This is a genomic window from Pseudomonas vranovensis (assembly GCF_040438935.1).
GTDB classification, from domain to species: Bacteria; Pseudomonadota; Gammaproteobacteria; order Pseudomonadales; family Pseudomonadaceae; genus Aquipseudomonas; species Aquipseudomonas vranovensis.
Genome location: NZ_CP159259.1, coordinates 2227784 through 2253482, shown reverse-complemented (window position 1 = coordinate 2253482; position 25699 = coordinate 2227784). Strand labels below are relative to the sequence as shown.

General features: G+C 61.4%; 18 protein-coding genes. 8 read left to right on the top strand and 10 right to left on the bottom strand.

Annotated features, from left to right (window positions below; translation table 11 throughout):
* Positions 1-177 precede the first annotated feature (177 nt).
* Complete coding sequence (locus ABVN19_RS10335; protein WP_028946160.1) at positions 178-372, top strand: hypothetical protein; 195 nt, start codon at positions 178-180, stop codon at positions 370-372.
* Between the two features lie 60 nt (positions 373-432).
* On the opposite strand, the gene ABVN19_RS10330 is transcribed toward ABVN19_RS10335, so the two are convergent.
* A complete protein-coding gene (locus tag ABVN19_RS10330) occupies positions 433-1347 on the bottom strand; it encodes a LysR family transcriptional regulator (RefSeq protein WP_028946161.1) in 915 nt (304 codons plus the stop codon).
* Between the two features lie 199 nt (positions 1348-1546).
* Between ABVN19_RS10330 and ABVN19_RS10325 the strand changes: the two genes are divergently transcribed.
* The 3 genes from ABVN19_RS10325 to ABVN19_RS10315 all read left to right on the top strand — a co-directional run bounded on the left by ABVN19_RS10325 (position 1547) and on the right by ABVN19_RS10315 (position 5930).
* Positions 1547-2569 (top strand): zinc-dependent alcohol dehydrogenase family protein, encoded by a 1023-nt coding sequence (locus tag ABVN19_RS10325; RefSeq protein WP_105642423.1) that lies wholly within the window; start codon positions 1547-1549, stop codon positions 2567-2569.
* 509 nt (positions 2570-3078) lie between these two features.
* The gene (locus tag ABVN19_RS10320) at positions 3079-4527 is read left to right on the top strand and encodes a hypothetical protein (protein ID WP_146117341.1); all 1449 of its coding nucleotides are present in this window, start codon (positions 3079-3081) and stop codon (positions 4525-4527) included.
* Positions 4527-5930, top strand: a complete 1404-nt coding sequence (locus ABVN19_RS10315) for a PLP-dependent aminotransferase family protein (protein WP_105642421.1) — start codon at positions 4527-4529, stop codon at positions 5928-5930. Before ABVN19_RS10320 ends, ABVN19_RS10315 begins: the two co-directional genes overlap by 1 nt.
* On the opposite strand, the gene ABVN19_RS10310 is transcribed toward ABVN19_RS10315, so the two are convergent.
* On the bottom strand, positions 5912-6832 hold the full coding sequence (locus ABVN19_RS10310; protein WP_105642420.1) for a transporter: 921 nt from the start codon (positions 6830-6832) through the stop codon (positions 5912-5914). The genes ABVN19_RS10315 and ABVN19_RS10310 overlap by 19 nt on opposite strands.
* Positions 6833-6858: 26 nt before the next feature.
* Positions 6859-8277, bottom strand: coding sequence for an OprD family outer membrane porin (locus ABVN19_RS10305; RefSeq protein ID WP_353632804.1), 1419 nt, complete (start codon positions 8275-8277; stop codon positions 6859-6861).
* 339 nt (positions 8278-8616) lie between these two features.
* Here ABVN19_RS10305 and ABVN19_RS10300 point away from each other — a divergent pair, with 339 nt between their 5' ends.
* The 3 genes from ABVN19_RS10300 to pgm all read left to right on the top strand — a co-directional run bounded on the left by ABVN19_RS10300 (position 8617) and on the right by pgm (position 14260).
* Entirely contained in the window at positions 8617-10269 is a 1653-nt protein-coding gene (locus ABVN19_RS10300; RefSeq protein ID WP_105642472.1) for a VRR-NUC domain-containing protein, read from the top strand.
* A complete protein-coding gene (locus tag ABVN19_RS10295) occupies positions 10266-12527 on the top strand; it encodes an ATP-dependent DNA helicase (protein ID WP_028946167.1) in 2262 nt (753 codons plus the stop codon). The genes ABVN19_RS10300 and ABVN19_RS10295 overlap by 4 nt, the downstream gene beginning before the upstream one ends.
* A gap of 95 nt (positions 12528-12622) precedes the next feature.
* Complete coding sequence (pgm, locus tag ABVN19_RS10290) at positions 12623-14260, top strand: phosphoglucomutase (alpha-D-glucose-1,6-bisphosphate-dependent) (RefSeq protein ID WP_028946168.1); 1638 nt, start codon at positions 12623-12625, stop codon at positions 14258-14260.
* Positions 14261-14330: 70 nt separating this feature from the next.
* On the opposite strand, the gene ABVN19_RS10285 is transcribed toward pgm, so the two are convergent.
* Positions 14331-15026 carry a pirin family protein gene (locus ABVN19_RS10285; protein WP_028946169.1) on the bottom strand — a complete coding sequence of 232 codons (696 nt, stop codon included), beginning with the start codon at positions 15024-15026 and terminating at the stop codon, positions 14331-14333.
* A 221-nt stretch (positions 15027-15247) separates the two neighbouring features.
* Between ABVN19_RS10285 and ABVN19_RS10280 the strand changes: the two genes are divergently transcribed.
* On the top strand, positions 15248-17725 hold the full coding sequence (locus tag ABVN19_RS10280) for a UvrD-helicase domain-containing protein (RefSeq protein ID WP_028946170.1): 2478 nt from the start codon (positions 15248-15250) through the stop codon (positions 17723-17725).
* A 53-nt stretch (positions 17726-17778) separates the two neighbouring features.
* Here the strand turns inward: ABVN19_RS10280 and ABVN19_RS10275 are convergent, their stop codons facing one another.
* From ABVN19_RS10275 to tssI, 6 genes are all read right to left on the bottom strand, one after another.
* On the bottom strand, positions 17779-17901 hold the full coding sequence (locus tag ABVN19_RS10275; protein WP_256585915.1) for a hypothetical protein: 123 nt from the start codon (positions 17899-17901) through the stop codon (positions 17779-17781).
* Between the two features lie 95 nt (positions 17902-17996).
* On the bottom strand, positions 17997-18632 hold the full coding sequence (locus tag ABVN19_RS10270; protein WP_146117340.1) for a hypothetical protein: 636 nt from the start codon (positions 18630-18632) through the stop codon (positions 17997-17999).
* Between the two features lie 151 nt (positions 18633-18783).
* Positions 18784-19932, bottom strand: coding sequence for a DUF6708 domain-containing protein (locus ABVN19_RS10265; protein WP_105642417.1), 1149 nt, complete (start codon positions 19930-19932; stop codon positions 18784-18786).
* Entirely contained in the window at positions 19932-22580 is a 2649-nt protein-coding gene (locus tag ABVN19_RS10260) for a T6SS effector BTH_I2691 family protein (RefSeq protein WP_353632803.1), read from the bottom strand. The genes ABVN19_RS10265 and ABVN19_RS10260 overlap by 1 nt, the downstream gene beginning before the upstream one ends.
* Positions 22581-22589: 9 nt before the next feature.
* A complete protein-coding gene (locus tag ABVN19_RS10255) occupies positions 22590-23471 on the bottom strand; it encodes a DUF4123 domain-containing protein (RefSeq protein ID WP_105642722.1) in 882 nt (293 codons plus the stop codon).
* On the bottom strand, positions 23468-25600 hold the full coding sequence (gene tssI, locus ABVN19_RS10250; RefSeq protein WP_105642723.1) for a type VI secretion system tip protein TssI/VgrG: 2133 nt from the start codon (positions 25598-25600) through the stop codon (positions 23468-23470). The genes ABVN19_RS10255 and tssI overlap by 4 nt, the downstream gene beginning before the upstream one ends.
* Positions 25601-25699: the final 99 nt, after the last annotated feature.

Below are 25699 nucleotides of genomic sequence, written 5' to 3'. Positions count from 1 at the left end.
CGACGTCACTCTTCGGTTGAGGACGGTATGTTACTGCACGGCTGCTGGTGCTAGCACTGCACTTGAGCCAGCCCCAGACTCCTGACGCCAAGGCGTTGCAGCTCGTCGGGAGCGGCGAGGCCTGTGCGCAAAACAGGTTGACCGGCAAACTCGGTTCCCGGCACGCCGCGCGATTTCATGATGCTCGATCACTCTGGCGGCGAACAATCTGTCAGCGCCGGCGTGGGCATACTACGCGACGCGCTTGAGGCGTTCTTCCAGGCGTTGCTCGGCGGGCACAAGGTTTTTCTCTTGGACGTCGCAGCGCACATTCACGAACAGATTCAGGGGGCAGCCCGCAAGGTCAGATTCTGCCAAGTTTCCGTGTATTGAGTTGGCATCACGGGCGGCAATGAGTATGCAAATGGCCTTTCCGACCGAGCTAGCTATTTTTTACAGGCTCTCCGGATCCCCGAAGAACATCTGAATCCTCGACCGCAACCACCGTTCCCCTGGGTCGTTGTCCTGCGACCCCCGCCATGCCATGTGCAACTCGAAGCTCTGCACCTCAAGCGGCGGATCTTCTGCGCGCAGTCCGCCCGCTGCGGTCAGCGCCTCGGCGGTGTAGTCGGGCACGGTAGCGAGGATATCGGTGCCCGACAGCAAGCTGCCCAGGCCGTTGAACTGCGGGACCGCCAACACCACATGGCGCTTGCGCCCGAGCTTTTCCAGGATCTCGTCCATGAACCCGCCCAGGTCGCCGGCAAACGACACCAGTGCGTGGGGCCGGGCGCAGAAGTCGTCCAGGCTCAGGCTTCCCGGCATGCTGTCGGCACGCAGCACCTTGGGTTTGCTGCGTCGTAGCACCTTGCGCTTGGCGTTGGCAGGCAGGTCGTTGGTCCAGCTCACGCCGACCGAAATCTCTCCACTGGCCAGCAGCGCCGGCATCAGCAGGTAGTTGACTCGACGCACCACCAGGACGATTCCCGGGGCTTCGGCGCGCACCCGCTTGAGCAACTGCGGCAGCAGGGCGAACTCGGCATCGTCCGATAGGCCGATGCGAAACACGGCGGTACTTGTGGCAGGATCGAAGTCGGCGGCGCGGCTGACGGCGGTGGAGATCGAGTCCAGCGCCGGCGAGAGCAGGGCGAAGATTTCCACCGCCCGCGCGGAGGGCTCCATGCTGCGCCCGGTGCGTACGAACAGCGGATCATCGAACAGGTTGCGCAAGCGTGACAGCGCGGCACTGATGGCAGGCTGGCCGAGGAACAGTTTTTCTGCAGCACGGGTCACGCTGCGCTCGTGCATCAGGGTCTCGAAGACGATCAGCAGGTTCAGGTCGACGCGACGCAAGTCGTTACGGTTCATCGGCTCGGCTTCACTGGACGGATGGGGCAGGGGTGAATCTTACGGGGAAAGGCTGCTACCCTGCACCGCATAATTTGATGCGAGCGGCATTACCCTCAATCAATGACAGGCATGTTGACTATTAATGGCCACTGATGGTCTAACCGTAAAAGCCCGGATAGAGTTCAGGGTAATAGAGTTTCACTAGGCGAGGTTTGCGATGTCCCGCATGATCCGATTCCACAAGTTCGGCCCGGCCGAGGTGCTCAAGATCGAAGAGCAGGCCGAGCCGCAGCCGGCTGCCGGCGAGGTCCAGATCCGCGTCCAGGCCATTGGTATCAGCTGGTACGACGTGCTCTGGCGCCAGAACCTGGCACCGTCCCAGGCGCGCTTGCCGGCCGGCATGGGTCATGAGATGGCGGGTGTGGTCACGGCGGTGGGCGAAGGCGTCGAGGACTTGGCCGTAGGCGACAAGGTCGCCAGCTTTCCGGCCTGCAGTGCCAATGACCATCCGGTGTACGGAGAAGTCATTGTCTTGCCGCGCAATGCCGTCACCTGTTACCCCGAGGTGCTCACCCCGATCGAAGCCAGCGTGCATTACACGCCATTGCTGATCGCCTATTTTGCCTTTGTCGACCTGGCCCGGGCCAAGGCCGGGCAGACAGCCCTGGTGACCGACGCAAGCCATTGTGCCGGGCCGGCCTTCGTGCAGATGGGCAAGGCGCTGGGCCTGAAGGTGTTCGCTGCGACCAAGGAGGCCGATGAGCGCGATTACCTGCTGTCGCTGGGGGCCGATAAAGTCATCGTCACCGAGGAGCAGGATTTGCTCATGCAGATCAACAAGTACACCGACAACCGTGGTGTCGACATGGTCCTCGATGGTCTGGGTGGCCCGCAGATGTCGTTGCTCGGTGATGTCCTGGCGCCGCGTGGCAGTCTGGTGCTCTACGGTCTGCAGGGGGGCAACCAGACACCTTTCCCGGCCTGCGCCGCGTTCCAGAAGAACATTCAGTTTTTCGTGCACTGCATCGGCAACTTTACCGGCAAGCCGGAACTGGGTATCAGCCAGGACCAGGTAGCGTTGCACCGGGCACTGCGCGATATCAACCAGTTCACCGCCGACAAGCTGCTGACACCACAGATCATCAAGGTGTATCCGTTCGAGCGTGTGGTCGAAGCCCATCGGTACATGGATGAATGTCCTTGCGGTGGTCGATTGGTGCTTGAGCTGGCCAGCAGCTGAACCTGAAGCCAGGCGCCCATAAAGAAGCCCGAGTATCGCTCGGGCTTTTTTGTGGGCGTTTTCCGGCACGCTTTAGGAAGTTTCAAACACAACTTTAATCTGTGTGTAGCAGGGGCTTCCTTTATGTTTAAGTGGCGCGAAAACGCGTGGGGTGTTGTGTGTAAGTTAGTCGCTTGCGGAATGGCACTGAACGGGTTTTTTAATCTGTTCTGTATCTTTTAATCATCGGCCAACGCTCGATAATAGCGGGTCATATGTGTGCTCAGGGAGTGAGTCATGATCATGCGCAGTGTAGGTAGAGCAGTGGGTAAGGTCGAGGCGAGGCGATTGCGACGAATCATGCGGCTAAACAATAAGGTTCGACGCCATAAGCAAGCGTGGGAAGTTTCCTAGGACTACGAGGTTGGGTTCTGGGAGGGTTCTAGTTGAAAGGTTCGCGGTTGCGATAACTTTCAGTCGGCTGTTACTGATATTCAGGTGGTGTTATGGGCAGCATTCACGAGCAAGCGATGCAATATATCTATCAACAAGTGTTGCAGCGCTTGCTTGAGCATTTGTCACAGGCGCAACGCGCTTCATTGCAGTTGTTGGTTCAGCGATTGATCGTGTCGGCCGGTGGTATCGAGCGTGTAAGGGGTATGCGTCTTCTGTTCGTGTTTGATGCCAGTCGATCATCGACCCACGCCCTGGCCTGCCTCAGGGCTGCACAATTGAGCATCGCTGCCCGTTCCCCCGGAACTTTCCAGCTGCGCATCGTCACCGCCTGGCAGGCCGGCATGAGTGCCACTACACGGGCAAACCTCGACGGTAGTTTCTCTGCCTTGTTCCTGTACGACGACCCGCGTATCGAACTGCTGGTGTTCGATGATCAACAGCCACTGCCCTTTGACAGTCGCCGCCTGCCTTCGCTTGACCAGCAGCAAGCCGAGCGCCAGGAGTGGCTGCTGTGTGGGCACGTGCTGGATGACCCGCGGGCCACCGTCAACTTTGCCAGCCATGGCTACCTGCACCTGGCAGAGCTTGCTTACCTGGCGTCGTACTGGGAGGGCGGGGTCGATGCGGTGATCAGTGCCGACACGTTGTCGGATCGCAAGCGCTTTCTGGCCTGGAGCCGACGGGCGCTGCGCCAGGCCCGGCTATTGGGCGCGCGGCCGCTTCATGCCTGCGCCAGTACCTTGCTGCAAGGGCTGAGCGGGTTGCGCAGATGCTACCTGGATCAACTGCACGGGCGCTTGCAGGGACAGGCTCAGGAGATGGACCCCAGCCGGCCGGCACTGCGCTTTGTCACGATCGATGACCTGGTGTCGGATCGCGACTCGCCGGGCGAGCGCCTTGATGGCTTTCTCGGCTACCGCGTGGACGACCAGGTGTTCTCCTCGCCGCGTACCGGCATGGCCAACCCGATGCTGTTGGCACATCTGCAAGGCCTGCGTGCCGAGTTCCTGTGCAGCAGTAGTTACGTCGAGGGTATGGAGGACCATCTGTGCCAGGTACGTTCCCTTGAGCCGCGCAATAGGCTGCCCGCTACCTTGCCGGCTGCCGCGCGGGAACGTTGGCAGCGGGATTCGTGGAAGCAGTGGCGTGCCGAGGCCAGTGCGTTTGCCCTCAAGCACTACGGTTTGAGCGACACGCAACTGGTGTGCCTGGTGTTCAGCCCCTTTGTGGCCCAGGGGCGGCGCCTTGAGTTGTTTCTGAACCGTTGTCATCCCGGCATGCTGGTGGCCTTGCCCTATTTGCACAAAGCCCTGCGCGGTGAGCCGGCGCCGGAGCCCGTGGCGCAATGGTTGGTGGATATCAGCGGCCTGTCGCTGACGCACCTGCGGACGCTCTATCGCCGAGAAGCGGTAGCCGAAGGTTTGTTGCTCGGGTTGCAGTGTCGCGGTGCAGACCTGCGGCATCTGCAGGTACATGCATCGACGCAGGGCCTGGCCAGGGTCGAGCAGCCTGGCGCGCGTTGATGAAACACGAGAAGCACAGCCGCTTTGCCTACCAGGCGGTCTATGGGTACCTGCTTGAGCTGATCGCCCAGATGGCGCCGGGCAGCTATTGCAAGTTGCCTTCGCTGCGTGACGTGGCCCAGCGCCTGAATGTATCCATCTCGACAGTCCAGTACGCCTATTCGCTGCTCGAACATGAAGGGCGGGTGCAATCGGTGCCCAAGTCCGGTTATTTTGCCTGCGGCCCGGATACCGGAATACGGACCGGTGCAGCAGGGGACTTGCTGCATGACCTGCAGCATCACGCCAACCGTCCGCGGATGCTGGTACTCAGTAGCGGCCGAGGGCCGACGTTACCCTCGCTGGAGGCAACGTTGCTGGGTATGGAACGTCAATTGTTGCGCCAGTACCCACGGCCTGTGGCAAACGTACATCCTTGCGGGGAACTGGAACTGCGCACGGTATTGGCGGCCCGCTACACGCGTTCGGCGCAGTTGTACTGGAGCGCCGAGGACGTGTACCTGGCGGGTGACTTGCGTGCCTTGGTCGACATGCTGGTGGCGGCGCTGGAGTTGCGCGGCTGCAAGGTTCTGGTCACCACTCCATGCTCCTGGCGGCTGCTGCGGATCCTGCAATCCGCTGGCCTTCAGGTTGTCGAGTTGCCTCTTGGGGATCGGGGCGAAGTGGACCTCGAGCAACTGGCCGCCGTACTCTCGGCAGAGTCGGTACGCCTGGTGATGCTGGCCTCGCATCTGAATTGCCCTCAAGGCAGTGTGATGTCCGACGAGCAGCGTCACGGTATCGCCCGGCTATTGGACCACCAGGGTGTGTGGCTGCTGGAAAACGACCTGGATGCCGAATGGTGTTTCGAACGGCCAAGGCAGTGCCTGCGCGAATTGGTCGATCCCCAGCGGCTGCTGATCATGTCCTCGCTCGAACGCACGGTGGGCGCCGAGGCGCCTTATGCCTACCTGCTGTCGCGCAACTGCCAGGCGCAGTTGCAGCGCGAGTTTCTGGCACGCGGCTTTCGCTTGCCGCCGTTGCGCCAGCAAGCAGTGGCACGCTTGTATGCCAAGGGACGTATTGATGTGCATCTCGAGCAGTTGCGCCTGTACCTGCGCGAGTCGGTGGCGTGCCTGCACCGGCAGATGCAGGTGCAGCTCGGTGGCCAACTGAAGTTCCAGATGCCGGCCGGGGGCGCAACGGTGTGGGCGCAGGCGCAAGCACCGCTGGATACCCGGGCGTTGTTTCACCGCTTGCTCAAGCAGGGCCTGGTGATTGCGCCGGGTGAGTTGTTCAGCCTTCAGGGTCATTATCGCCAGCACATGCGCCTGGGATGGCCGTCACGACAACAAGGTGACCTGCAGCAGGGTTTGAGTGTGCTGCACGAGGAACTGCGGCGGGCTCAGAAGACCAGCAGGTAGCGAAACGTCAACTGGTCGCCCTCGGCACGGTTGCGTGCTCCCGACTCGCTGTAATAGTTGACGAACACACTGTGGCCACCGCTGCTGTAGCGCACGCCTGGGCCGATGCCAACTACCTGTTCCTTGGAGTCCTGCTGGCGGTGGCCGTCGATCCGGTCGGCACTGATCTGCTTGAGGTGGTAGCCAGCCAGCCCCACGCGCCAGTGATCGTCCACGGCATAGGAGGCTGCAAAGTTGCTGTGTACGGCTTGACCCGGTTGGATGTCATCAGCCTGCAGTCGTTCGGCCGGGCTGTCGTTACGGCTGTTCCAGGCGTAATGAAGGCGCCCGCTGAACTCCAGGCGCTCACTGGCGAGCCAGGTGAAGGCGTAGTGGGGGCTGAAGGTCCAGACATTGCTACCGGTGTTGATCTGCGCGTTTTTATCGTAATCCCCGGTGGGCAGCGTGAAGACGAAGTTCAAGCGTTGCCAGAAGGGCCTGCCGAACAACGTGACCGGATCCCACTGCAGCAGCAACGGGCTGACCACCAGGTCGCCCTGGCGTGTACGGGTGCCTTGAGGCCCGTTGTCGATATCCAGGTCCAGATGCACCAGTGGCAAGAGGATTTCCGCGCCGTAGTAGGCACCTGCAATCCGGTGTTCGCTGATGTAGGCCAGGTGCGGCAGCACAGTGGCAGTGCGCACCCGCTGGCGGCCCGGCACCGAGTGGCCGTCAGCGTCGACGGCCTGGTTGCTGCGGTTGTATTGGACTGGCAGCTCGAACAGCGTACCGGGCAGGGAGATTCCGTCCAGAAAACTGGTATTGCCCAGCGGCATGGGGGGCAGGCTGACACTGTCGGCCTGGGCGTCGAGGCACATCAAGGGCCAGAGCAGGCCAAGGGCGGGTAGGGGGGCTGCACGCATGGTAGGGTCTTAATTCCTGGTATTGATCAAAGCAGGTTGAAGGGGTAGTCGAGAATCACTCGGTATTCGTCGGCACTGGCGTTGCCGCGGGTATTGCCTGGGGCGGTGTAACCATCGCCCGGGCGATGGCTGGCCCAGCGCAGCGTCAGGTTCAAGCCTTTGGCCGTACCGTCGGGCACGGCGTAGCGCAGGGCGATGTCGCGTTCCCAATGTTTGGCGTGCTTGCCTTCGGGGTTGTAGATGTAGCCATAGCCGGGGCTGGCTGGATCGACCCGGGTGAGGTCGGCCTCGCCACGGGTATAGCCGACACTGAGTTGCAGGTTCGGCGCCTGCAGGGCCTGCAGGCTGGTCTGGTACTGCAGCTTCCAGGATTTTTCCCCGGGGCCGTTGAAGTCGGCGTACTGCATCGCGTTGTTCAGGTAGAGGAAGGTTCGATCGTTCTGGGCGAGGAAGTCGAATGGTGTGCGACCGTCGACTTTCTGCAGCCCCAGGCTGAGCGATTGCCCCGCCCGAGCCAGGGTGAGGCCGGCGCTGTAGGCATCGTTGTCTATGCTGCCCAGTTGGCTGCTGCCCTGGTCGCGGGTCTTGAAATAGTGCAGGTACGGAGTCAGGCGCAGTGCGTGCTGCAGGCTGAAAGTCTGGCTCAGGCCCAGGTAGTGTTGGTCCCAGAGGTCCTGGAGGCGACCGCTGTACCAGGTCAGGTTCAATGTTTGAGCCGCACCGTAGGTGGCCCCCAGCCAGGTCATGCGTGAACTTTCCCTGTCGGGGGCGACACCGGCACGGTTGCCGTTGCCATAGGCACTTTGCAAATTGCTGTGACCGCTCTGGTTGCGCAAGCGAGTCGACTCTACCCAACCGGCATCGAACATCAGCCGCTCGATACTGAAATTCTTTGCCGTCACGCCCCGATAACTCTGGGGGAACAGACGGCTGCTGCCGCTGGCAATCAGCGGATTTTCCAGCAACTGGTCACCGACCTTGAGCAGGCTGCCGAAGCCGCGAAACTTCAGGGCGGCCCCGGCGGCCGAAAACTCATCCTCCAGATGGCCCGAACTGTCCAGCGGCATCAGGCCGGCGCTGCCGCTGCCGCCCCCACCGTCGAGCTTGACGGCACTGAAGCCATGCACATCGAGGCCCATGCCGATCAAGGTGTCGGTGTAGCCAGAGCGAAACGACAACAGCATGCCCTGCGCCCATTCGCGCTGGTCGCGGCGCGCCGGGGTGTGATGGTTGTCGCGGCCGAAGTAATAGTTGCGCAGCAGGCCATTGAGGCTCGAACCACTGGCAAGGCCGGGGGCGATGGCCAGTTCGGCATGTTGGCGCTGGGTCAGGTCCAGGTTGATATTGTCCCGCTGGCCCAGGGAATTGTCCGCCAGGCTGCTGGTGGAGACCCACACCAGGCTGACCAGGACCAGTGGCCATCGACAAGGGATGATTCGGTTCATCAGTCTGTTGCCCCGGATAGTGGTGCTGTTCCAGCAGTGGTACGGCACCAGGTTGAAATACCTCGCAAGCTTGTGGTTTATGCGAACAGCCTGCGACTTTAATGGGTTCCTTGTAGGGGTGTAGCCCCCACCGCCGGGCTTCTGTGTTCCATGGTTGGAACGATCAAGCGCAGAAGCACAGGCTTCACGGGTGTCATTGAAAGTAGTTGAGCAGCGCAGCTGGGGCGTGCCAGCAGACGTGAGGCGGCCGCGGACCGATCAGTGGTCGACAGGCAGGTTGCAAACGGGAGGGGTCTGTATGTATAACCAGTGCCATTGATGCCTGCCAGTAGCCTTGCCGTGATTGCCCATTCCGTCGACGAGCCGTTCTATTACCTCTCCAACTTCCAGCAGGTGCTCCACTGGATCGAGCAGCGCTATGCCGATTTGCTTGAGGGTAGCGAGCAAGCGTTCATCGAGCAGTTTTCCTGCTTGCCACGGGCTTCCCAGGCATTGTTGGTACGCATGGTGATGCGCAAGGGCGAACTGTTTCGCCCCAGCAAACTTGTCTATGCCGAGATCGGGCCGCCATTGCAGGCGTTGCAGCCGCTGCTTGAAAAAGGCTGGGCCACAGACGATAGCGTGTTGAGCCTGGAACAGCTGTTCCAGGTGCTGCGCAAAGATGAAATCGCCAACGGATTTGCCGTGCAACTGGCCCGCCCGCGAGCCGCCAAGGCTGAGCTTTACGCCCAGTTGCAGGCACTGGAGCCGTCACCTCGGCCTTTGCGCGACTGGTTGCCAGGCTTCACCGAACCCATCATCACGCTGCAGTTGCAGGCCCTGTGTGATCGCTTGCGCCTGCTGTTTTTCGGCAACCTGTACCAGGACTGGTCGGAGTTCGTCCTGGCCGACCTGGGCCTGCTGCGCTACGAGCAGGTGGCCTTCAGTGACGATTCGCGAGCCCTGCGCAAGCGCAGCGATATCGATATGGCCCTGGCCCTGCATCGCTGTGCCGAGTTGCTCGAGCAGGGCACGCCAGTACACCAGGTGCTGGCACAGATCCAGGCGGTGAGCAGCGACAATCCCTGGCTGCTGCGCCGACGGTCCCGCGTATTGTTCCAGCTTGGCCAGCATTGCGAACGCCTGGGGGACTGGGACCTGGCTCTGCAGGTCTACCCCCATAGCCAGCACCCGCAAGCGCGCATTCGGCGTATCCGGGTGCTTGAGCGCAGCGAGCAATGGCCGCAGGCGCACGCACTGGCCCTGGAGGTTGCCGGGCAACCGGCAGGGCCCCTCGAGGTCCAGGCCCTGGCGCGGATGCTGCCACGCTTGCAGCGCAAGTTGGGCGGGCCGCCGCAATCGCGGCGAAGCAAGCCGGCCATAGGCCTGATCGAGTTGCAGTTGCCGCTGGAACAGGCTGTGCTGGGAGTGGAGCAAGCGGTCCAGTTGCACCTGCAGGCGCAGGGCGGTCAGGTGTACTACGTGGAAAATACCCTGTTCAACAGCCTGTTCGGCCTGCTGTGCTGGGAAGCGGTGTTTGCGCCTCTGCCGGGGGCATTTTTCCATCCGTTCCAAAGCGCGCCTCAAGACCTGCACGACCCCGAGTTCCAGGTACGCCGCGCCAGCCTGTTCGCCGACTGCCTGGCCCAGCTGGACGATGGCCGCTACCGGCAGACCATCCGCAGCCATTACGCCAGCAAGCAGGGCCTGCAATCGCCCTTCGTCTATTGGCAAGTGCTTAGCGACACCTTGCTCGAACAGGCCTTGGCCTGCCTGCCGGCACAGCACTTGAAGCAGTGCTTTATCCGCCTGCTCGACGATATCCAGACCAACCGTGCCGGCATGCCCGACCTGATCCAGTTCTGGCCCGAGCAACAGGGTTATCGGATGATCGAAGTGAAAGGGCCGGGTGATCGCTTGCAAGACAACCAGCTGCGTTGGATAGACTTCTGTGCCGAACACGGTCTGCCAGTCGAGGTGTGCCAGGTACGCTGGGGGCTTGAGTCACCATGAGTTATTGCGTGGCGGTGCGGGCTCTGTGCGAATTCTGCGCCAAGGTGGGTGATCTGGATCTGCGCTTCACGCCATCGCCCACCGCGCAGGAAGGCATCAGCGGCCATCAGCGGGTGGTGGGCAGGCGTGGGTTGGACTATGAGGCAGAAATCACCCTTGAAGGGCGGTTTGGTCCCTTGCAGGTGCGGGGCAGGGCGGATGGGTATGATCCACGGCTCAATCGTCTGGAAGAGATCAAGACCCACCGTGGCGACCTTGCCCGGCAGCCCGACAACCATCGGCAACTGCACTGGGCACAGGCCAAGGTCTATGGCTGGCTGTTGTGCCAGCAGCGCCAGCTTGCCGCTATCGACCTGGCGCTGGTGTACCTGGATGTGGACAGCGACACCCAGACCGTGATCGAGCAACCCTGCAGCGCCGCGGACCTGGAGGCGTTCTTCAACGACCTGTGCGCGCGGTTCCTGCATTGGGCCGAGCAACAGTCGCAACGGGTGGCCCTGCGCGACAGCGGACTGCAAGCGCTGGCCTTTCCCCATGGGCAATTCCGCCGTGGCCAGCGAGAACTCGCCGAAACCGTGTACAAGGCCGTCAGTACCGGCCGTTGCCTGATGGCCCAGGCCACCACGGGCATTGGCAAAACGCTCGGCACCCTGTTTCCGTTGCTCAAGGCCGTGGTGCCACAACAACTGGACAAAATATACTTTCTCACTGCCAAGACCCCAGGGCGTGCGCTGGCACTGGAGGCCCTGCAACAGGTCCATGCCAGTGCCCCGGATCTTGCACTGCGCAGCCTGGAGCTGGTAGCGCGGGACAAAGCCTGTGAGTTTCCCGGTACCGCCTGCCATGGCGAGGCCTGCCCCTTGGCCAAAGGCTTTTACGATCGTTTGCCGGCAGCGCGCCAGGTCGCACAGGCGGTGGCCATCCTCGACAAGGCGGCCGTGCGCGAGATTGCCCAGGCGCATCAGGTCTGCCCCTACTACCTGGGCCAGGAGATGGCGCGTTGGGTCGATGTACTGGTAGCCGACTACAACTACTACTTCGACCAGAGCGCCTTGTTGTTTGGCCTGGCCCAGCTCAACCAGTGGCGCCTGGCGGTGCTGGTCGACGAGGCCCATAACCTGGTGGAGCGGGCGCGGCAGATGTACAGCGCCAGCCTCGACCAGTGGCAACTGCAGAGCCTGCGTCGCAGCAAGCCGGCCGGTATCGGTAGCACGCTGGATCGTCTCAATCGCCAATGGAATGCGCTGCACAAGGCGCAGGTGGTGCCTTATCGGGTGGTCGATGAGCTGCCTGAGGCGTTTCTCAAGGCGCTGCAGCAGTGCATCGGCCAGATCCAGGAACAACTCAACCAGCAACCTGCCGGTATCGACCCGACGGTGCTGCAGTTCTTCTTTCAGGCGTTGCAGTTCGTGAGGATAAGCGAGCTGTATGACGCACACTTCCTGTTCGACATCAGCACGCGCGAGGGGCCGGGCAAGCGCAGCCTGTCCACCCTGTGCCTGCGCAATGTGGTGCCGGCCGCGCAGATCGGCCCGCGCATGGCGGCGGCGCGCAGCACCACGCTGTTTTCCGCGACCCTGGGGCCCCGGCGCTATTACGCCGATCTGTTGGGCATGCCGGCGGATACCGGGTGGCTGGAGGTGGCATCGCCGTTTGCGGCCGAACAGTTGAACGTGCAGTTGGTGAACCAGGTCTCGACCCGTTTTCAGCATCGTGCTGCTTCCCTGGCGCCGATTGCTGCATTGATCGCTACACAATATGCCGCTGAACCGGGCAATTACCTGGCGTTTTTCAGCAGCTTCGAGTACTTGCAACAGGTAGCGGATCGATTGGCCAACGAGCACCCGGAAATACCTCAGTGGCGCCAGGCATCGGGCATGGATGAAGCGCAGCGCCAGGCATTTCTCGATCGATTCGTGGTGCAGGGGCGAGGCGTGGGGTTTGCCGTGCTCGGCGGTGCTTTTGGCGAGGGCGTCGATCTGCCGGGTACGCGCTTGATCGGCGCCTTCGTCGCCACCCTCGGCCTGCCCCAGGTCAACCCGGTGAATGAGCAGATCAAACAGCGAATGAACCGTTTGTTCGGTGCCGGGTTTGACTACACCTACCTATACCCTGGGGTGCAGAAAGTGATTCAGGCTGCCGGCAGGGTGATTCGTGGCACCGGTGACAGGGGTATGGTCATGCTCATCGACGACCGCTTCGCCGAGCCCCGGGTGCAGGCCATGTTCCCCTCTTGGTGGGCGCCCCGGCAGAAATAATCGCGTGGGCAGGGAGCATTGGCGTCGCGTGCAGGTCAAAGTGCCAGTAAACTCCGTGATTTTATTACCCCGTACATCCTTTCTTGAGGTTTTGCATGAAGCTCAGTCCTTTGGCAGGCAAACCGGCTCCGGCCTCCGTGCTGGTGGATATCCCACGCCTGTTGACCGCCTACTACACCGGCCAGCCCGATGTCAGCATCGCCACCCAGCGGGTTGCGTTCGGCACGTCAGGGCACCGGGGCAGCTCGCTGGACCTGAGTTTCAACGAGCACCATGTGCTGGCAATCAGCCAGGCCATCTGCCTGTACCGCCAGGGCAAAGGGATCGACGGACCGCTGTTCATCGGCGCCGATACCCATGCCTTGTCGACCCCGGCGGCGGCCAGTGCCCTGCAGGTGATGGCGGCCAATGGTGTTCAGGTCATGCTGTCGAAAGACGATGAGTACACCCCGACGCCGGCGGTGTCCCACGCGATCATCTGCTACAACCGTGGGCGCAGCAGTGGCTTGGCCGACGGTATCGTCATCACGCCGTCGCACAACCCGCCACAAAGTGGTGGCTTCAAGTACAACCCGCCCAATGGCGGTCCGGCCGACAGCGACGTCACCAAGTGGATCGAAGCCAAGGCCAACGAACTGCTGGCTGCGGGCCTGAACGGCGTCAAGCGCATGGACCACGAACAGGCACTGGCGGCCAGCACGACCCATCGCCACGATTACGTGGGCAATTACGTGGCCGACCTTGAAAACGTAATCGATTTCGACGTGATCCGCAGCGCCAACCTGCGCCTGGGCGTGGACCCGCTGGGCGGGGCCGGGGTGCGCTACTGGTCGGCGATTGCCGAGCACTACAAGCTGAACCTGGAAGTGGTCAATACTGAAGTTGATCCGACTTTCCGTTTCATGAGCGTCGACTGGGACGGTCAGATCCGTATGGACCCGTCCTCGCCACACGCTATGCAAGGCCTGATCGGCTTGCGCGAGCGTTTCGACGTGGCCTTTGCCTGCGATCCGGACCATGACCGCCACGGCATCGTGACCCCCAGTGGCCTGCTGGCCCCGAACAACTACCTGGCCGTGGCCATCGACTACCTGTTCCAGCACCGACCACAGTGGCGCAGCGATGCCGCCGTGGGCAAGACCGTGGTCAGCAGTGGCTTGATCGACCGTGTTACTGCGCGTCTGGGCCGTCGCCTGTACGAAGTACCGGTTGGGTTCAAGTTCTTCGCCGATGGCCTGTTTGACGGCAGCCTGGGCTTTGGTGGCGAAGAGAGCGCCGGTGCGTCGTTCCTGCGCAAGGACGGCAGCGTCTGGACCACCGACAAGGACGGCCTGATCCCGGCGCTGCTGGCGGCGGAAATCACCGCGCGCACCGGCCGCGATCCAAGCCAGGCCTATGCGCAGCTGACCGCTGAACTGGGCGAACCCTTTGCCACCCGCGTCGAGGCCAAGGCCAACCCACAGCAAAAGGCATTGCTGAGCAAGCTGGCGCCGGAGCAGGTCAAGTCCACCCGCTTGGCCGGCGAGCCGATCGAGCACATCCTCAGTCATGCGCCGGGCAACAACCAGGCCATTGGCGGCCTGAAAGTGATGACCGCCAACGGCTGGTTCGCCGCGCGGCCTTCGGGCACCGAGGATATCTACAAAATCTATGCGGAAAGCTTTGTGAGCGAGGAGCACCTGCAGCGGCTGGTGGCTGAGGCCCAGGCGCTGGTGGATGCGGCGATTGCGTAAACGGTAGCGCATCGCGGGGCAAAGCCCGCTCCTACACTACCTGTGGGAGTGGGCTTGCCCGCAATCAGCTTCAAGCTACATCGACCAGGACAATCTCGCTGTCTTCCAGCGCCATCACCCTGAGCACTTGCTCATCTTCGATCGCCACCCCGTCACGGGCCTCGGCGCGCAGACCGTTGACTTCAACCATCCCCTTGGCAGGCACCAGGTACCCGCGTCGGCCAGCCTCGAAACGGTATTCGGCGCTTTCCCCAGCCAGCAGGGTCGCGGCCACCAGGCGTGCATCGGCACGAATGCGCAGGCTGTCTTCATCACCGTCACGGCCGCTTGCCAACGTCACGAAGCCTTCGCGCTCGCCCTTGGGGAAGGGCCGAGTGCCCCAGGACGGCGCCTGGCCGACCTTCTCGGGCACGATCCAGATCTGGAAGATCCGCGTATCGACGTTTTCCAGGTTGTACTCGGCATGGGTAATGCCGGTACCGGCGCTCATCACCTGTACATCTCCCGCCTCGGTACGGCCTTTGTTGCCCAGGTTGTCCTGGTGGCTGATGGCACCTTCACGCACGTAGGTGATGATTTCCATGTCGCGGTGCGGGTGCGGTGGGAAGCCACTGCCGGCGGCAATCAGGTCGTCGTTCCAGACCCGCAGGTTGCCCCAGTTCATCCGTTGCGGGTCGTAGTACTCGGCAAAAGAGAAGTGATGGTGGGCATCGAGCCAGCCATGGTCGGCGTGGCCAAGGCTCTTGAATGGGCGCAGTTGCAGCATGACGGGCTCTCCTGGTGAGTCGTTTGATGGAACGATCATCGCTGAATCTATAATCGAAAATAAGCGTAAATTTCGGCTGATATTGATCTAATTATTAGATACCAATAGCTAGGGTGATTTATACGCTTCATCGTCTAATTGACTGATCTTCAAGCATTCGGCTGGTGATTTTTGTCTGTTAGAGCGAACATGCATGCTGGATTATTTGTGTTGGAGTCGGTGTGTCTGAAGAGCGTCCCAAGCTACCCCCGGAGTTGACTCCCCCTGCGCAATTGCCCTGGATAAGACGCCTGGCAGCGCGTGTGCTAGGCCGCGGCCTGAGCCGGCTGCAGGCCCAGCACCGTGACTCCTGGTTCCAGGGGCACGCCAGCGGCCAACGTACCGGCCATGCCGATGGTTTACGCGAGGGCTATGAAGAAGGGCGGGTGGACGGCTACGAAGCCGGGCGCCAGGTGTTGGTGATCCGTGACACACGTCCCGATGGCCACGGCGTGCCGGGACAGGACGACTGCCTGTTCGACGACTGGCGCCTGCCATTGACCAGCGAGCTCAAGAAACGCTTCAAAGGTGACGTTGCCCAGCGCTTGCCGGCACACGCCCAGCCGAGCGCTGCACAGTGGAAGATGATCTTCAGCGATACGCCATCCACCTGCGTTATCGCCGGGGCCGGTGCTGGCAAGTCGACCTCGCTGGTACTGCGCATCTTGCTGTTGCGTCATTACCTGGGTTTTGAGCTGGACGCCATGACTGTGGTGACCTTTACCCGCGAGTCACGCAAGGATTTCATCGCCCGCCTGGTACAGGTCTTCGGCCTTTGGCAACTGGAACTCAGCCCGCCCCAGGCCCGTGAGCTGGTGCGCACCTTCCACTCGCGAATCCTGCCATTGGTGCGGAGCCTGCCAGGCTTCAGCCAGGTGCGCGCGTTCGAGACCCTGGGCAGCGAGATGCCCAGCGGCAGTGAAGCCAGTGCCGAGAGCAACCCCTTTGACCTGCGTATCAACGATGCCCAGCGCCAGCAGTTGAACCTGTGCTACCGCGACCTGCTCAAACACAGCGCTCGCTTTGCCGAACTGATTGCCAGCCTGCGCCGTGAAGCACTGCAGCTCAAAGCCCTGGATCGCGATCACCCGGACGTGCAAAAACGAGTGGCGGTAACCCAGCTATCGGCCAGCCGCGACGAAGAACTCTGCGATACCCTCGAAGACCTCTGGTTCTCTGCTGGAGCCTGGCCAATCAAGGGAATCGAGCCAAGCCGCGAGACGGTGGAAATCAACGGCAGCCGCTTCCACTTCCACGGCCATATCAAGGAACTGGATGCCTGGGTCGTGCTGGGCTTCGATCCGGGTGAAAACCAGCAATACAAGCGTCCCGGCGCCAAGCTTCCGGTTTGGGCTGAGTGGGTAATAAAGCGCACCCTGTTTCAAGCTTTCTGCGATAAGCCTGTGATTTGGCTTGAAAATTATGCAGCGGCCAAACGTCTCACAACCTCGCTGGCTGGCGATGCCGTCGCCGGTCCCGGCTTTGATTACAAGATCAAGGGTGAACTGTCGGCAGCCCCGTTGCTTGACGCCTTCGTCGGCGCCGCAGGTTTTATCGAGAATCTCGGGCTTGAAGTGAACAAGGCGGTAGGCGCCATGAGCTTCCCCGCCGGCGACAGCGACGCGCTGTTCTTCGAGGCCTTGAGCTTGTACTGGAAGGCGCTGGAGGCGCACTTGCTCGGGCAGTCGCCGCCGATCATGAGCTACAACCGTATGTTCGCTCTCTTCGGTGAGAACAATCCCGAGAACCTGCGCTTGCTGCCCGACCCGCTGCTGCGCCCGCTGGCGCACCTGATGATCGACGAATTCCAGGACGTCTCGCCACAGATCGTTTCCTGGCTGCGCGCCTGCCTGCGCGAAATCCGCCGTCGCGGCCCGGCCATGCACGTCGGCAGGGTGGCCCAGCATTCCTCGCTGCTGTGTGTGGGGGATGACTGGCAGTCGATCTACGGCTGGCGTGGCAGCTCGCCCAAGTACTTCATGGAATACACCAAGGAGTTCATCTCACCGAGCAATACCCGGGTGATGCTGTCCGACAATTTCCGCAGCCACCAACACATCATCGACGCGGCCGAGCACATCGTGAAGCCAGCGCCAGCCATCAGCGGTAAAAAAGCCAAGGCCTGCGGCCCGGCGGCAGAGGCAGCGATACCGGTCAAAGTCCTTGAGCGTGACGAAGCCGTCCTGGCCCAGACGTTGATGGAGCACTACCGCCGCGGCGAGTCGGTAATGATGTTATTTCGAAAAAGTAGCGATAAATCATTGATATCAGAGCATATACAGCCACTGGTAAACCATGAGGCCGGGTTGCCGGCGAGCCAGCGACGCTTCCGGCAACTGACTTATCACAGTGCCAAGGGTTTGCAGGCGGATGCGGTATTCATGCTGGGTGATTGCCAGCATCTGACCAGTTCGCCCTACAAGAACCAGGTTTATCGCCAGGCAGGGTTGGGGCGCGCTGGCGACCCGTTGGCCTTCGACAATGCACAGAAGGATGAAGTGTTGCGCCTGGCCTACGTTGCGATCACCCGTGCGGCGAAACACTGCTACTGGTACGTGGAAACGCCAACGGGGGATGCAGCCAACCTGCCACGGGCGTCGAGCCAGGTGGATGGGCGCAAGGCGTTTTTTGAGGATGGGCGTGAGAGTCGAGCAGACTGAGTGGCACGCGAGTTTTAGATGGCACTGCAAGGTATACAGTTACTTTTCCATGGTCACCGGTCGACAATCTTCCCATTGAGGGGGAAGGTGGTGTAGGGCACGTTGTACTGAATGAATTCGGCCAGGCATTCCGGAAAGACATCCCAGATCAGCCAGAGCAACCGAAGCGGAACCATGATGGGGGCCCACAACTTGCCTCGTGTGCTGGTCAAGCTGCTGCGAAACGAGTGCCGCCATTCATGAAATCGGCGCAAGGTAGTTTGCCGGCGAGTCAGACGAGGCTGGAGGGGGGAGGCTCAGGTATATCCTGCGGCCCATTGGCCATGAAGAGTTGCAGGTAGGTCAACAGAGACTTGGCTGAGCGATCACCGTCGAATACCCCCAGGTTGCCGCACCTGAGGCAAACCTCTCCGGGTGTCTTCTGACCGTAGTCGACGCCGATCAGGTAGAGAGAATGGCGGCTGGTATTGATCGTGCCACTGACAATGGGTATGTAGCCGGCGAGGATTTCGAGTTGGTCCCAGTCGAGAATGTGCAGGTGTTTTTTTCCGGGGAAGATGTAGTACACCTTGCGGGTGCGGTGGTTGCCGCCTAGCAAGTAAAAAACACATCCCAATGGTGGGAGCAGCGACGCAGACAATAATATTGTAATTGTTATCTCAGGGGTTATGTTGTCGATGACCTGGAGCATTAGGATTGTATCTATAACTGCAATAACAATGAACTGACCAACTATAAGCGATGAGCCGATTTTGTTTAGGTTGGAGAGCGTCTCCAGCTCAATGCATTGGGTGTTTATACGTCGTATGCCGTATACGACTGGGGGCTCGCCTGTTGAGTAATGAGGGTGGAGAGAGGTGCCGCCGAAGCGAAGACTTTTAGATAATCGATTGATTTTACTGCTCATTCAGGCGGCACTCACTGGTGCGAGCAATTTTTTGTCAATTGATTCATTTATCCTATGGGTCGAAGTGCCGAGACGACTTAGCCACGTCCATGAAGCGGGCAGTCATGTCCGACAAGTATTTTGAGTTTTATAGAGTTCTCATCCTCCTTGGTCAATTCGATTTGGATTCGGTTTTTTTGGGACGTGCACGTAGTTTCTTTTCAGGGCGTTTGCCTGGGCGTATCGCCCATAGGTGTGCATTAGCCCGCAAGCGTTCCTGGATATGCGGGGGGCGATCGGCAAGAGTGGTCAGCGGTGGGATGGGTTTTCCAGGCAGCCCGGCCTGGCGGATCAGTTTCGGCCAGCGCGGTTTCCAGCACAGCAGCAGGCTTAGCCAATGGCCGAGACCGATGATCAGGAAGGCAGGGCAGATCAGCAGCAGCCCTACCTTGGTTGTTCGGGAGGCACGACGAAAATAGTGGGTGAGCCCTTCGAACTGTGGGGTGAAGGCCTGCCAGGGCCAGGGGAAATGCGAGGTGATGCGGGGCCGCGGCAGGCCTTGGGGGCCTTCGTCCATGAAGCGACGGATGAACTCCCATTCGTCGCGTAGCTCGGCCTGGTTGTTGCCGGCCTTGCCGACCCAGGCGCTTTCGGGATGGAGAGTACCTGTGACGCGCGGTGACCAATAGAGGAATAGGGGTACGCCGATGCCGCCTGCTATTGCAGTCTTTTCGCTGGCGCCTGATGAGGTCACGCCTTTCCAGGGCAAGGTCACGATGCCACCGCAGTAGCTGGGGCGATGCAGGTAGACTTGCTGGGTTTTGCGGTTGAAGCGGATCAGTAGATGACGGGAGGTGAACATTTCCAAGCGAGTGAAGCGAAAACCATACTTTAAATAGAACCAAGAAAATACTGCGGCGATTGTAAAGTAGAGTAGCAATACAAGTAGCAGGCCGATGTCAGGGATGATTTTTTTATTTAAAAGTTCATTAATTGACCTTGCGAGGTGTACTGTTGCGGTTGCCGTAGTGGTGGTGATAAAAATGATTAGCGCGCATGAGAGTATGCTGATAAGGCCGCGCTTCGCTTCAAACATGCCGGAGCGTATTTCAAGCACTGTGTCGTTAAACACATAAACTGGCCCTCGGGCTTTAGGTGTCTGGCTAACGCAGGCGCGTGCAGCAACCTGCTCTTCATCGTCCTCACTCTCAAAAGGTAGATCTCTTTTTATCCCCAGTTTTTTTTCAAGTTTGTGATCGTCTTTACGGGCTTCTTCTGGCTCCAATTGCATTTTCCAACAGCCCCATTCAAAGAAGTACATCACATCATCTCGCTGATGGCGGCAAACAGTGTGCCGAGTTCGTCGCTAACATTTTTATAACGCTGCGCTTCGGGAGTGCGACTGAAGCAGCACTGGTCACACCATTTTTCCAGGGCATTATCATCGAACATCAGGAGTGCAATCGTAGCGCCTAGTACAAACGCTCCACCCATCCAGGTCATACGGCCCAACAAGAGCATGGCGGCTTGGTTAGCGGCCAAGCGTGTGGACCATTGTGTCAGCGTTAAAAAGAATGCTTGCTGTCCTCCGCTTCGAGCTTGCATGGTAAGCCAATTGAAGTACGCGGTTGCTTGGGAAAAGGCAATTCCACCTTGCCCTGCAAGTAGCGCTAAGGTGGCGGAAGCTCGAACAAAGTAGGTTGCTGCCAAAGGGTACTTACGGGTGCTTTGTACTTCTGAATTTCTATTGAGCGCATCCACGCTATCACTCACATCCCACCCGATACTCACCAACCCCCCCGCAGCCGCCATCCCCGCCCCCCACAGCCGATACCGCCCCAGGCTGATCTGCGCCCCCCGTGCGGTGGCGCTGTTCGGCCCGACATTCGCCAGCGCCTGCCCGGTACCCACTGCCAGCAGTTCCAGTCCTGCCGCCACACTGGTCAACCCCGCCGCAGCCACTTCACTCCAGAAGCGCCGATCCTTGTCGTCACGTCGCCCTTGCAACAGCAACAGGCTGGCCTCCAGCAACAGCAGGCCGCTAGCCACCCGCAGTCGGTAGAACGAGTTGCTGTGGGCATTCTGCAGGCTGGTGGCATAGGCGCTGTCCAGGCGTCGCAGGATTGGGGCGGAAACGCGACCGGAAGATGGCGCCTGGCCCGCTTGGGCAAGTTCGGCCAGGCGCAGGGCCACGGCTTGCTCACCGAGCGAGGCGGTGAGGTAGCTGGCCAGGCGCCGGTGCATCGCCCGATCCAGGCTGTTGGGGGCGCCGGCCCTTGCGGCTTCACGGCCCAGTTGGCCGAGCCAGGCCAGGGCCCCGGCGGCGTTGATATGGCCGTGTCGGGCGATCAGGTCCAGCTGGCCGTCCACCTGGCTGAACAGCGCGGCCAACGCCTTGCTCAGTTTCAGCGCGTTCTCGAACTGCTTCAGGTCGTCGCCCTCAAGGGGCTGGTATTTCAACTGTGTGCGGGTTTGCTCCAGGGCTTCGGCAATGCTGCGCTGGTTGTAGGTGAAGCTGCGCAGGGCCAGGTTGTCGGGGGTCACGCTGTCGGCGCGCCACCAGCGGCTGAGCAGGTCGGCGCCGGCCGGTACGCCCTCCATGCCGATTACGCAGAGGCCGGTCTGGTGGGCGAAGCACAGGCCGTTGATGAGGTCGTCGGGGTCGTAGAGGGCCAGGGCGTCCTGCAGTCGTGGGTGCTGCAGCCAGCTCAGGTGATCCGCCGCCCGGGCTTCGGCCGCGGCCTGGGCCTTGTTACTCTCAATCTCGAACCAGGCCAGTTGTTGCTGCATGGCCGCAAGGTCCACCCGTGGCAGGTAGCGTTCGTCGAACAGCCTGGAAAACTCGCCGGTCTGCGCGCGGGCTTCAAGGTCGCGACGGTGGAGCTCGCTGGTGGCTTCGAGAATCTGTTCCTTGGTGTCTTGCCACCGCTGCGGATCAAGACGCGCCGTCATGGTGTTGTTGCTTTCGTCGAGCCGTTCGCGGATTGCCTGGGTACGTTTGCGTACATGGGCGGCAACCTTGCGCTCACTGAAGTTCCTGTGCAGTTCGGTGAAGGCCTGGGCCACCAGCACCTTGCGCTCGTTGCTGGGCCCGGGGTTGCCCTTGGCGTCGGGAGCCGGGGTGTTTTCCAGCCAGTCCTTCAACTGTTCCAGCCCGGCATTGCGCCAGGCGTTGAGTTCCTGGGTGATGCCGATGGCGTCCTCGACCACGATGGCGATACCGCGGGGGTTGGCCTTGCCGGCAGCGGGTTGGAGCATTTGCTGCGAGGCAACCCTGGAGATCACCTGCGGGCCGCCGAAGAGCTGGGCGTCGAGCAGTTTGCGCAGGGCCGGGTCGCTTTCGGCGGCGAAGTCGACCACCGTGTCGAGCTGGTCGTGGGTCAGCACATGGGGGGCGGGGACGGCGCAGGAGGGAGCGGCGTACTTGCGGATGTCGAGGGCGGGCAGGCTGTCGCGCCGGCGCAGCAGCTGTTGCTGCGCTGCCAGGGTCAGCGGGTCGGGGCTGTAGAACAGCCGCAGTTCGTGCAGGTCGTCGAGGTCGTGGACATTGAACGCCCAGGCGATCTGGCGTCCTGCATCCTGGGCACTGAAGGCCGGGGGTGGTGGGGCATGGGGGAGGCCGGGCTCGGTCAGGGACAGCAAGCCGTTGGCGGCGATGCGGTAGGGCGGGTGCCAGGTGTAGCGGCCGGTGGTCTTGCGTTTTTCGAGGACATAGAGAAAGCCCTCGCGCAGGGTGCGGATGGCATAGCTGGCGTGCTGCAGTTCGCCGACCTGGTGCGGGTGGTGCAGGTGCGCTGGCAGCTCGGGCAGTTGCTGGCGCTGGCCGTGGTTGCCACCGACGACGGCGTAGCGCAGGGGCAGGAGGGTGAAAGTGCGGGTGCAGGTGACGGCGGGGCTGTTGTCGAAGGGTTCGCTCAGCTGTTCACAGAACTTGCGATTGATGGCGAAGATTTCATCCAGGCTGAACATGAGGCGTCCTCAGAGAGAATGCTGACGCAGGCAATGCTGCAGCGCTTCGGCAAATGGGCGTTTCTGATCAAGGGCTTCCTTCAACGCTGTTTGCCAGGCTGGCAATTCTGATAGCGCGTCGTCTTGTAGCGCCTTAAAGGTGACGTAGCCGATAAGATCGTCCTGGCTGTTCAGGCCCAGTTCACGCGCCTTGGCCAAGTGATGCTGGGCAAGGCCGAGCCGGGTAATGTGACCGTTGTCTTCTATGCCTTTGGCTGCCAGTGGCTGTTCCAGCAGGTCGGCCAGTTGATAGCCGAGAGGGTCGCCCGCCAGTGCGTCCCAGCAGCGAAGATCTAGCTGAATGGGGGGAAGGTGCTGATCAGGTATCAGGTCGGAACCAGATACACATTGCCACTCATTGTGTGTGGAGCAAGTCGCTGGTATCCACCAGCTGTGGATGGGCATCAGCCAGGTTGCGATGCCTGGGAGGTCACGGCGTGCGTGCAGGGTCATGAGGGTGTGTGCGGTGTGATAGCGCAGCAGGTACTTGCCGCCATCGGGTGCGATCACCGTATTGGCGTGGCTCAGGTGGGTGACTAGTTGAGCCGGTGGCATTGCGCTGATCAGCCAGCCGCAAACGGCATCGCCTGCAATGGGGCCGAGGGTACCGTAGAAGTCGTTCTGGCCATGCAGGGTTGCCCCTGGACGAGCGGCAAACAACCAAGGACCAATCGTTTGCAGTTGGGTGAACTCTGGCTGCTGTAGCAGTGGCCACGAGGATGTGCTCGCGTAGTTCACGAGATGCTCGCGTATCGATGTCGGCAAGCGTGCCATTTCGACGATGGCTGTGAGCCGATAGCGTTCAGACTCACGCAGACGTGCGAACAGATGATCCTTGAGTGCGTAGGTCAAGCGCTGGCTCCTTGTAGGCGTATCACACTGCGGCCTTCCTCGATGGCCTTGAGCATGCAGCTGAGGCAAACAGGCTCGCCTGGGTTGGGAATGCCGCTGAGGGTGAAGGCATGCGTACCGCCTTCGGGGCTTTGGCGAATCGGCCCATTGATGTGGATCGCAACGCCATCGAGCGTGATGCCGGCCTCGTCCAGGCGCAGTGTGCCGCCAGGTGCCTTGATGACCATACGCTGGGCAACCTGTATTTCGTATTCCTGGGTACGATGACGAATCGCCTGCCCGGCCTCCAGATCGACATGACCCGCAACGCGCTGTTCCAGGTGTCCACCGATTTCCACCCAGTGATTGGCGGTGGTCGTGTCGCGGCGATGGTTGCCGACCGTCTCGGTGCGGTCCTGGGCTGTAGTGATGGTGTGGTGGCGGGCGATGCTCAGGCTGTCATCGCGGCCGATGTCGTTATGTCTGTCCTGACCGATCGTCACTTGTTCGTCGTTACCCACTACCTCGAACCGATCCCGACCAATCTCAACCCGCTCATCCTGCTCCACCCGCTCACTGCGATCATTCCCCACCCGCGTGGTCTCGTTGTGCTTGATCACGTTGTTCTGGTCTTTTTCGGCATGGATGAACACCTCCTCGTGTCCCAGTTCATCCTCGAAGCGCAGCTCGTTGGAGCCGCGGCCCTTGTGGGTCTGGCTCTTCAAGGTCATGCGGGTCTTGTGTTTGGGCAGTTCGTAGGGCGGCAGGTTGGTGGCGCGGTAGGTCCTGCCGGTGACGATGGGCTGGTCGGGATCGCCATCGACGTAGCTGACGATCACTTCTTGGCCAATGCGCGGAATGGCCATGGCGCCCCAGGTGGTGCCGGCCCAGCCCTGGGAAACCCGCACCCAGCAGGAGCTGGTGGCATCGTGCTTGCTCTGGCGGTCCCAGGGAAAGCTGAGCTTCACGCGGCCCCATTCGTCGCAGTAGATCTCTTCGTTGGGCGGCCCGACCACGGTGGCCATCTGCGGGCCGTCGATGCGCGGCTTGGGGGGCAGGTCGGCCTTCCAGTCGACGCGCCCGTTGATCAGCCAGGCGGTCTGCTGATAGTGCGTTCCCTGGCTGGCATCGCTGGCGTCTTCTTCCTGGCTGTCATGCTGGACGCCCTGGTGATTGATGCGCAGGGCGCGCCAGTGGCTGTTGAAGGCCTCTCGCGGGTGGCCGCCGAGGTCGAAGCCCAGGCCGGGCTGCAGGCGCGGGTTGTCGCCCACGGCTTCGGCGAGCCGGGCATCGTTGCGCAGGGCCAGCAGGCGGGTCTGGGTGAAGGGCTTGCCGACGGCATCGCGCTTGTAGCGGCCGGGGTAGTCGTAGCGCTCATAGCGGTTGGCCTGGCGCTGCAGCTCCTGGCCGGTGGCCTCGTGCTGCTGGGTATAGCGCGGGTGGGTGAAGGTGTAGTCGCGCTGTACCTGGCGCGTGGTCCGTACCTGTTCGGTGTAGTTGAACTGCCAGAGCGCCGGCAGCGGCTGGTCGCCACCGGGGCTGGCCTCGTAGCGCACCTCTCGGTCGTCGTCGGGACCGATCTGGCCCAGGCCCAGCACACGGTCGGTGAACACCAGGCGGTGGCCGCTGGCGGAGTGCTCGAAGGTGTAGAGCAAGCCTTCTTCGGCCGCCAGGCGGGCCAGGAACTGCAGGTCGGTTTCGCCGGCCTGCACGCAGTACTCACGGGGCGAGTAGGTGGCGGTGGTGATGAGCTTGCGGTCGAAGATGCGGTGCTGGCCGAGCACCTTGTCGATGATCTGCGGCACGCTCAGGGCCTGGAAAATGCGCCAGTCGGAGCACAAGGCCAGGCGTGCCAGGGTGGGCTCGACCAGCACCTGGTAGCGGGTGCGGCGAAAGCCGCTGGTGCCGACGGTGAGGCGGCTGACCAGGCCGTGGACATGGCGCACGGCGTATTCGCCCTGCCAGAGGGTGAAGCGCGCGGGGTTGTCGAGCAGGCCGGCGAACGCGATGTCGGGGTCATGGCTGGAGAGCGTGAGGGCAAGCCTGAAGGGTTGGGACAGGCCTTCTTCGAGGTCGAAGTCGATGACCTCGAACTGTGCCTCGCTGGCCAGGGGCTGGAAGGTAAAGCGCAGGTCTGACTGGCGCGGCATGGAAGTCCTTGTCCTGTAGGGGGCACAGGGCATGAACCTTATAGGCTGCATCGAAGTAAGTCGTTCCCGGAAGGTCTCAAGTTGGCGTGGGAAATTTCG